This window comes from Oribacterium sp. oral taxon 078 str. F0262, assembly GCF_000160135.1.
In the GTDB taxonomy this organism is placed as follows: Bacteria; Bacillota; Clostridia; order Lachnospirales; family Lachnospiraceae; genus Oribacterium.
Map to the genome: position 1 here is coordinate 785,704 of NZ_GG729934.1, position 8,876 is coordinate 794,579.

The 8,876-nt window shown below is 45.9% G+C and carries 9 protein-coding genes; all 9 read left to right on the forward strand.

The window, feature by feature from the left end:
• Window positions 1-16 precede the first annotated feature (16 nt).
• The gene (locus GCWU000341_RS07410) at window positions 17-763 is read left to right on the forward strand and encodes a metal-dependent transcriptional regulator (RefSeq protein ID WP_196794814.1); all 747 of its coding nucleotides are present in this window, start codon (window positions 17-19) and stop codon (window positions 761-763) included.
• A complete protein-coding gene (locus tag GCWU000341_RS12660; protein ID WP_009215248.1) occupies window positions 717-1,694 on the forward strand; it encodes an AraC family transcriptional regulator in 978 nt (325 codons plus the stop codon). The genes GCWU000341_RS07410 and GCWU000341_RS12660 overlap by 47 nt, the downstream gene beginning before the upstream one ends.
• On the forward strand, window positions 1,691-2,563 hold the full coding sequence (locus tag GCWU000341_RS07420; protein WP_009215249.1) for a sugar phosphate isomerase/epimerase family protein: 873 nt from the start codon (window positions 1,691-1,693) through the stop codon (window positions 2,561-2,563). Before GCWU000341_RS12660 ends, GCWU000341_RS07420 begins: the two co-directional genes overlap by 4 nt.
• A gap of 405 nt (window positions 2,564-2,968) precedes the next feature.
• The gene (locus GCWU000341_RS07425) at window positions 2,969-4,495 is read left to right on the forward strand and encodes an RNA-binding domain-containing protein (protein ID WP_040653589.1); all 1,527 of its coding nucleotides are present in this window, start codon (window positions 2,969-2,971) and stop codon (window positions 4,493-4,495) included.
• 161 nt (window positions 4,496-4,656) lie between these two features.
• Complete coding sequence (locus GCWU000341_RS12665) at window positions 4,657-4,899, forward strand: single-stranded DNA-binding protein (protein ID WP_050761954.1); 243 nt, start codon at window positions 4,657-4,659, stop codon at window positions 4,897-4,899.
• Between the two features lie 49 nt (window positions 4,900-4,948).
• Window positions 4,949-5,215, forward strand: coding sequence for a hypothetical protein (locus GCWU000341_RS13765; RefSeq protein WP_081443164.1), 267 nt, complete (start codon window positions 4,949-4,951; stop codon window positions 5,213-5,215).
• A gap of 8 nt (window positions 5,216-5,223) precedes the next feature.
• Entirely contained in the window at window positions 5,224-5,931 is a 708-nt protein-coding gene (locus GCWU000341_RS07435) for an AAA family ATPase (RefSeq protein ID WP_009215253.1), read from the forward strand.
• Between the two features lie 19 nt (window positions 5,932-5,950).
• Window positions 5,951-7,903, forward strand: a complete 1,953-nt coding sequence (locus GCWU000341_RS07440) for a S8 family peptidase (RefSeq protein WP_009215254.1) — start codon at window positions 5,951-5,953, stop codon at window positions 7,901-7,903.
• Window positions 7,830-8,492 (forward strand): hypothetical protein, encoded by a 663-nt coding sequence (locus tag GCWU000341_RS13510; protein WP_207635067.1) that lies wholly within the window; start codon window positions 7,830-7,832, stop codon window positions 8,490-8,492. Before GCWU000341_RS07440 ends, GCWU000341_RS13510 begins: the two co-directional genes overlap by 74 nt.
• Window positions 8,493-8,876 lie beyond the last annotated feature (384 nt).

The following is an 8,876-nucleotide window of genomic DNA, read 5'->3' on the forward strand; positions in this document are numbered from 1 at the left end:
CGGGAAAGAGATGGGGATGACGAACAACAGGGAGGACTATCTGACGGCGATTTTCAAGATCATAGAGCGAGAGGGAAGCGCCAGCAATCACAGAATTTCGGAGTATCTGGGCATCGCGCGCGCATCCGTCTCGGAGATGCTAAAAAAGCTGGCGGAGGACGGAATCCTCAAGATCCGCGGGCGCTTTATCAGCCTGAGTGCCGAGGGGGAGCAGCTTGCGAGACTGATCCTGAGTAAACACAGACTCTGGGAGACCTTTTTGCAGGACTGCCTGAAGTATAACTGGAAGGATGTCCACAGACAGGCGGATCTTTTGGAGCATATCACGGACGGGGAGATGATGAAGCGCCTCAATGCCTTTCTGAATTACCCGACGCACTGCCCGCACGGTGCCCCGATCTACATCAACCTGCGGGGGGAGGAGCGGGAGGAAGCGGAGGAGCTGCGGCTTGGCTCTCTGAAAATAGGGGAGAGGGCCCGCATCGTCAAGGTGGACGACGAGCCGGGCCTTCTCTCTTATTTGGACCGCCTCGGACTTAAACTGGATCTCGTTCTCTCCGCGGAGAGCTATGAGGAATACGATGGTACAATGCGGCTTTTTGTGGGGGAAGAGGGGAGGAGAGTCAGCGTCAGTGAGAAGGCCCAAAAGCACATTTATGTGAAGACTCTCGGAGAGCAGGCGGATTCTCCCGAAAAAACAGAAGAGGCAAAGAGGATTGGACGGAAAGAGAAGAGAGCGCGGGGGGGAGAGGGAGCTTCATAACTATCGCCTGGAGCTCGTATTTGAGAAAAAGATCCCGGGACTTCGGGTCTCGGAGGCTCTTCGCCGCCGGGAGTATGTCATGCGAAGCCGCCATTTTCATTCCAGCATCGAGCTCAACTTTCTGATCGAGGGGACCCGCTTTTTCTTCGTGGATCCGGAGAGCTACTGCATGAGAGCGGGGACGGCCATGCTGATCGACCATGACCGGATTCACAAAACCTCGCTCGCGGAGGGATATCCGCCGGATCACAGAAACTTCATCCTGCAGCTGGAGCGGGAGCCCTTTGACGGCCTGCTCCGGCAGTTCGGCTATCCGGGCTTTGACGAGTTCGGAAGGATCTACAGCGGAGCCTGCGGCTTTTCGAGGGAGGAGTGGGCGCTGATCCTCGGGATCATCGCTCAGTTTAAGAGCGCCTGCGATCAGATGATAGGGGAAGAGCTCTGCCCCTTCCTCTTTCTCCAGGCCATGGAGCTTCTCGGGATCTTTGCGAGGGCGAGATCCCGGGGGATTTCCGAGAGCTACCAGGGAGGGAGAGAGACGGGAAACGGCGCCAGAGAGGCGGGGCCCGACTTCGCCTCCTCCGCGGACCGACTGGACAGCGGTGTCCATCAAAGAGTCCGGGAGATCGCCCTCTATCTGCAAAACCACAGTGCGGAGAAGCAGGAGCTTCAGGAGATCGCCGCGCATTTTTATATGAGCCGTTCCTATCTGAGCAGGATCTTTCGGAAGGTCACGGGCTTCTCGGTCGTCGAATATCTGAACTTTGTCCGGGTGAGAAAGGCGCAGGAGATTCTGAAAGGCAGCAGGATGAGAATTACGGAGATCTCGGAGAGCACGGGCTTTGGGAATATCACTTACTTTGAGCGGGTCTTCCGCTCCCTGAGCGGGCAGTCTCCCGCACAGTACCGGAGGGGGGAGGCGCAGAAATGATTCAATACGGGATGAGGGCGCACGATATCTGCAAAAAGAGCGGGATGGAGAAGGTCTTTGACAGTGCTGCGTCCCTGGGGATCCGTTATCTTCAGCTCGCCATGGGGAAGAGCTTCTCGGAGCCGGACACAGGCTTCGGACACTTTTCCGACGGCCTGTGTGATCGGATCCGCTCAGAGCTTGCGGCCCGCGGGCTCCATGTCTCCGTACTCGGCTCTTATATCAATCCGGCAAATCCCAATGAGGAGAAGAGGCTTTCGGAGCTGGAGCGCTTTATCGAGATGCTGAAATATGCGAAGGGGATCGGAGCGGACCTCGTCGGGACGGAGACGGGGCGCTTCTCGGAGGACTTTCGTGTGACGGAGGAGACGGAGACAGAGCGCTGCTATGAGACGATGCTGGACAGCTTTCTAAGGATAAGGCAGGCGGCGGAGAAGCTTGGCGTCCGGGTCGGCATCGAGGGGGTCTATAATCATACGCTCTCAAACCCTCAGAAGATCGAGCGCTTCCTCCGGGACATCGATTCTCCGAATTTTGATATCATCCTGGACGGGGTCAATATCATTACGCCGGAGAGTAAGGGGAAGCCCGAAGAGCAGAATCGAATCATCCGGGAGTGCTTTGAGCGCTTCGGGAGCCGGATTTCCGTGATCCACCTAAAGGACGGGGACTTTACGGAAGGGAGAGAGCAGATCTTCTGCCGTCCCGGGAAGGGGGTATTCTGCTATGAGGAGCTCATGAGGCAGCTCTCCCTGAAAAAGCCCTGCATCGTCGGAATTTTGGAGAATTCGAGCCCGGAGAGCTTCCGGGAGGACTGTGACTACCTGGAGGAGCAGTACCAAAGATACCGGGCTGACAAGACAAAATAAGAACAGCGCCGAAGGCTCCGGAAATCTCCCGCTTTGCTCAGAGAAGGGGGGAAAAGCGGCGGTATCTCCTGAGAAAAAAGGATGAAGAGAAGAGGATAAGGAAAAGAAAAAGCCTGAGGGAAAGGCTAAGATTACTTGGAGCAAGTAAAAACGCATAAGGCATCTGTGGGAGGTTTTATCTCTTCCAGATGTCTTTTTATATGGTAGGAAACCGGAGAGGAGTTAATGTGTCATCCTTTGACGCATTAATGGCATTTCGCATATTATTGCAATTAGGCTCTATTGGCTGCTTCGATCCAACGGGGAATTATAATTACTTGCCTATTAACTCTCCCTTTAGTAAGATAGGGGAGAGTTAAAGGGGGAGTTAAAAGGGAGACACTTTTGCCGAGTCAGGAGGAAATGATGGCAATTCCGATCAATATAGAAGAACTACTTCGGCGACAAGTGATAGAAAGTGCACGTATAGAATATAAGGCAGATTGGAATCCAGAATCGATTTTGCATTCTATTACGGCCTTTGCCAACGATTTTGACAACCTCGGCGGTGGTTATATTGTAATAGGTGTTGAAGAACAGAATGGATATCCGAGATTTCCGGTAAAAGGCTTGGATAAAAATACATTAGATGATATTCAGAAAGACCTTCTCAATAAATGCAACTTTATAGAACCACGATACATACCAATCATAGAACCGGCGCTGATCGACGGACGAGATATTCTTGTTTTATGGGTTCCTGGAGGAGATGACAGACCCTATAAATGTCCGGTCAAAATATACACGGAGAAAGGAGCTAAAAAGAGCGAAAAGGCATATTATATCCGAAAGGGCTCCAATACCATTCGTGCAAATGCCTTGGAAGAACGAGAACTAATCGGTCTGGCAAGAAATATTCCGTTTGACGATAGAACAAACCCTCACGCTCAAATCGCAGATATGCGTTCCAGCTTGCTTTCGGAATATCTTCATGAAGTTGACAGCGGGCTATACGAAGGTTCGCTCTCCCGCACGGTTGAAGATGTGGCGAGAGATATGAGACTGATCGGAGGCCCTCCGGAAGCAAGAAAGCCCATCAATGTAGGATTGATGTTTTTCAATGAGAGACCGGATCATTTCTTCCCATATAGCCAGATTGAGGTAGTGGACAAGCCTGATCCGACTGGAATCGGGATGAGAGAAAGAATTTTTATCGGTCCACTTGATCGACAGCTGCGGGATGCGTTGTCATATATCAAAAATTATGTCATAGCGGAATACGTCACGAAGGTCCCAGATCAGGCCGAGGCGATCCGTGTGTACAATTGGCCTTACAGGGCTGTTGAGGAAGCCCTTAGTAATGCCGTTTACCATCGTTCCTATCAGATCCATGAGCCGATTACCGTAACGATAACGCCGGAACGAATGGAGATCCTGAGTTTGCCGGGACCTGACCGATCAATAACGGATCATGATCTGGAAAACAGAGTTTTGGTTTCAAGTCGATACCGTAACAGACGTATCGGTGATTTTCTCAAAGAATTAAAAATGGTTGAGGGAAGGAATACCGGGATTCCACTGATCGTGAATGAGATGAAAAACAATGGCTCTGATCTGCCAGTTTTCAAAACAGATGAGGACAGAAGCTATTTCAGAGTGATCCTCCCTGTTCATCCGGCATTTCTTGAGAAAAACAAAGATGATGAGAAAGAGCCCCAAATGGGGAACCGCTCTAGACGCAGGAACAGAGAAGAACTGAAGAAACTGGTTATGGAAGCATTAAAACAAAAAGGCGATCTTTCAATGAGTGAGTTGGCTGTGGAGCTCGGATATAAGAGCTTGAACGACACACTCCGAGCTGTTGTGAAAGAGATGCTAGAAGTCGGAGAAGTTACATATCTTTATCCGGAAAAACCGAATAGCAGAAATCAGAAGATATGTTTAATGGAATAATCTCGTTTTAAGGTGAGTGTTTATAGAAAACAAGATAATTAGTAAATATTGTTTATGTATCTTAGAACATAATTTATGCAAACCCTTTGATTTTTCTGTATTTATATGCTATGTTGTATACAATGTTGTTTATAATACTATTTACAACAAGGAGGCTACAGATGTTAATTGCAAACGATCTTTTAACGCAAGCTATAGAAGAAACAAAGCATTTGAATACTAATGAGATTTTTCTTGTACGAGATTTATTTAAAGGTTATGAGTGGAACCGAATATCCAGGAGCGACAGACTGTTACTGGGAACTTTGTTCTTAAACTATGTTCACACATCCGAAACTCACTTGGAGCCAATTGAAAAAACTTCCTCCGGACAACAAAAGTATAAAGTCAGAGCCAATTGTTGATTTTATATGGTATCAGAATGACAATATTATAGAGGGAGGATTAGATATTATGAAAGCAGAACTATATAAAAGGCTATTTCGAGCTATTTTTTCTGAAGACATATTATCATTAAAGAAAATTGCTATTACGATTATTCAAGAGGAACGCAAACTTGGCCACAACGTTCTTGCAGACTCTTTAGAAAAGATTTCAATTACGGAAAAGCCAAAATACACTCTGTTTGAGGGTAAAAAAACGAAAGTGGATTATCTACTTTACCCAAGAGCAAGCGTACAAATTCACAATTGGTATCGTATATCCCGAGAGAACAATTAAAGCATCATATGATTTTACCGAACGAAGTTGAAGAACGCCTTCTTTCGATTGAGAAGGAGTATGTGGCGCGCGAAAGGTTGAAAAAATTCAACCTCGTACCTAAAAGGAAAATACTTCTCTATGGCCCTCCGGGGTGTGGTAAAACTTTAAGCGCCGAACGAATTGCATGGAATCTCGGGTTGCCGCTATTGAAAGTTCGCTTCGATTCTTTGCTTTCTTCTTACTTTGGAGAGTCAGCATCAAATCTTCGAATGGTATTTGATTATTGCAAAAGCGAACCTGTCGTTTTGCTTCTTGACGAGTGTGATTTTATCGCTAAATCTCGTATTACGACACAGGATGTTGGAGAAGTCCCTAGAATCGTCAATATGCTACTCACTTTGTTAGACGAATACGATGCTCCGGGATTGGTTTTAGCTACTACAAATTTGAAAGTGTCGCTTGATGAGGCTCTTTTCCGTAGATTCGATGATGTTATTGAAATGCCGATGCCGGGAAAATCAGAACGTAAACGTTTATTGGAGATGACGTTATCTGCAATACCAGTTTCTCCGGATGTTGATATGGATCAAATATCAAATCAATTGGATGGATATTCTGCCGCCAATATTGTCCTGATTGCGCAACGGGCTGCAAAGATTGGTGTTCTTGCAGGGTGCAAAAAAGTATGTAACGAACATTTCGTAAAAGCATTGGAAGAAAGTTCTAAATTTTAATCTGTAAGGAGGTGTGACAATGGCAGAGAATAATGACTTTACGCATTTACCTCTTCCACTATTATTTCAAGGGAAACCGAAATTGCGTGGTGGCGGCGCAGCATCTGCCCAGACAAAGAGGAATACTGCTAATCGAATTGCTCATGGTGGCTATGTGAAACGTCGCTCTGCTGAATTGTCCCGTTTTTGGAAAGAGCGTCGTGCAGAACGCTCAGAAAACGCCTTACCTGAAATAGAAACTGGCATTCCCATACTGCTAGAAATAGATCCTTTTGCGGATATTGATTTCCTGCGAGGACTAGGATTTGAAATCGTCTGTGAAATTGAGGAAGGATTTATTATAGTTGCTACAGAAGATGTTGACCTTTCGGTTTTAAATGAGAAAGCAGATGCTTTTATTGCAAATGTAACCGCAAGGTGTAATTCGCCAGCAAAAGTCTATGCGCTCTGTGAAGATGGTGATAGGCTTAAACGGGTTTTGTCGAAAGAACTCTACGCAAAATGGGCAACTATTTCGCTAGATGAAGTATATATAATCGATATTGGTGTAAGTTGCTGTGGAAACATCGAGTTGCCAAAACGACCCAAGCGTGAAGATGATGAAACCGATGAACACTATTCTGTTCGTGAGCAACGGTGGATGGAAAAGTTTAGTGCCGCCTATATGACTTGGGACGAAATCAAGATGAAACGAGAGGAAACAATAGAAAGTTTTGCTTCTGATTATGATGGTGAAATTATGCAACTCGCCGATGGTATATCGGAAATGACTGATTTGCCTGATAGTTTCTCAGCACGTTTAAAAATATCTGGTAAATGTTTGCATGACTTAGTGTTGAATTTTGCATATATATTTGAAGTATCCGAAGCTGAAACAATAGTTATGGGAGAGGCCCCCGAAAATAACGATAGTCTTACCGAAAATGTACAAATTGAGTCTCCTATCCAATCTGCTCCCATTGTATGTGTAATGGACAGTGGAATTCAAGAGGAACATAAGTATTTAGCGTCGGCAATTAATAGCGATGAATCCGTAAGTTTACTTCCTAATAATTTGAACACAAGTGACGAAGTTACTGGTGGTGGACACGGAACACGAGTAACTGGTGCAGTCTTATATCCAAGAACAATTCCTTCAGATGGAATTTATCACCTTCCTTGTTGGATTCGCAATATGCGAATTCTGGATGAAAACAATTGCCTGCCAGAAGATGTGTATCCGCCCAAGACAATAGCTATTGCAGTTCAAAAATATAATGTTGAGAGTTCACCACCGACTAAAATATTTAATCATTCTATTGGGAGCCGCAGACCTTGTGAAATGAAGCACATGACTTCCTGGGCGGCTGAAATCGATAGTCAGTCTTACAACAATGACGTCTTGTTTATACAGGCGGCTGGGAATATTTCCACAGATGTCATATCGGCCTATTGGCAGGCGGGGTATCCATATCCTGAATATCTTGACAGAGAGTTATGTAGAATTTCAAATCCGGCGCAGAGCCTACAAGCAATTACCGTAGGATCCGTGTCGGCGGATGAGTTAGAAACTGATGACTTTATTGCATTGGGAAAGCATATGGAGGCCTCTTCATTCTCGCGCTCAGGACCAGGTATTTGGGATGTCTTAAAGCCAGAAGTTGTCGAATATGGAGGGACGCATATGTATAATAAAGGGAGTGTCCCACCTCAACTTACAACGCCTCCGGAAGTATGTCCGGAACTAATTCGTAAATCTCCAGAAGGTCCAGCTTTTGCACGTGATGATGTTGGCACGTCTTTTTCGGCGCCAAAAGTCACCTATATTGCATCACAGATTGAAAAGGTTTTGCCAGAGTCTCCTGCGTTGTTGTATAGAGCGTTAATAGCCCAATCTGCCCGGTGGTCCAAGAATATCAATGAAGTTAGTAGTTTCTACATTGCGACATATAGGATATGGTGTTCCAGATGTCGAACGTGCTACTCACAATGACGAGTATCGAATAACTTTGGTAACACCGTCCCTTATGGAACTTGGAGACGATGAAGCTCATATTTTTCAAGTTCCTATTCCGGAAGAATTATCTAATGTTGGTGAAGATTATGACATTTTGGTCGAAGTTACCCTGTCTTACGTAGCGAATCCTCGCCGGACTCGGCGTTACGTAAAAGGGTATTTATCAACATGGCTAGATTGGTGCTGTAGCCGGATTGGAGAGAATGCGGAGACATTTGCTTGCCGTATATTTGAAACAGGCGCTATCATTGATGATGATGGCGATTTTAACTGGGTACTTGGAGAGGCAACCAATCGGGGTGCAGCAGAAGGATATTCTCGAAAAAATGGCACTCTTCAAAAGGATTGGTGTATAATCAAATCCAATCAATTGAGTGATGCCTTTTGCATTGCGGTTCGCGGTCACAAAGGTTGGGGAGGCTTGTTTAAAGCAAAGTATTCGTTAGCTGTCAGTTTTGAGGCTATCAATCAGGATATACCAATCTATGAACCGATACGGACTGAAATTGAAATGGCTGTCGAAAACGGAGAAATCGAGGTCGAAATGTCAACTGATAGACAATAGTATCAATGTCTGATTGAGAATTCCATTATATTGTACCCATAACAGTGGACACAGAAGATTTGAGGCACCCACAATAATGGACACATGATTTAAGGTTACCCTCTGGATTGGACGCCCCTAAACATGGTACTCTCATAAGTACAGCCTGCTAATAAAAAGTCAAGCAGTAAATAAAGAAATTCTTGGAGGATAAAAATGGGCACAAGTAACCTGGCCGTATTCATTCAGACGGCCTCAGATCTGCACTATGGATAGCATTCATTCAGTCCTCTGAATCAGAGGCAGGAAGATTACGGATGCACTCCTTTACTTTACCGTAGTAGACACGGAGGAACTTGTTCGCACCAGCGGTCATATATACGAGATATGGTTTCCCTTCGGCTT

Bases quoted from the DNA above. Each gene is read 5' to 3' on its own strand.
- GCWU000341_RS07425 (WP_040653589.1), top strand. From the start codon at position 2,969: ATGGCAATTCCGATCAATATAGAAGAACTACTTCGGCGACAAGTGATA.
- GCWU000341_RS12665 (WP_050761954.1), top strand. From the start codon at position 4,657: ATGTTAATTGCAAACGATCTTTTAACGCAAGCTATAGAAGAAACAAAG.
- GCWU000341_RS07410 (WP_196794814.1), top strand. From the start codon at position 17: ATGACGAACAACAGGGAGGACTATCTGACGGCGATTTTCAAGATCATA.
- GCWU000341_RS13510 (WP_207635067.1), top strand. From the start codon at position 7,830: ATGAAGTTAGTAGTTTCTACATTGCGACATATAGGATATGGTGTTCCA.
- GCWU000341_RS07435 (WP_009215253.1), top strand. From the start codon at position 5,224: ATGATTTTACCGAACGAAGTTGAAGAACGCCTTCTTTCGATTGAGAAG.
- GCWU000341_RS07440 (WP_009215254.1), top strand. From the start codon at position 5,951: ATGGCAGAGAATAATGACTTTACGCATTTACCTCTTCCACTATTATTT.
- GCWU000341_RS13765 (WP_081443164.1), top strand. From the start codon at position 4,949: ATGAAAGCAGAACTATATAAAAGGCTATTTCGAGCTATTTTTTCTGAA.
- GCWU000341_RS07420 (WP_009215249.1), top strand. From the start codon at position 1,691: ATGATTCAATACGGGATGAGGGCGCACGATATCTGCAAAAAGAGCGGG.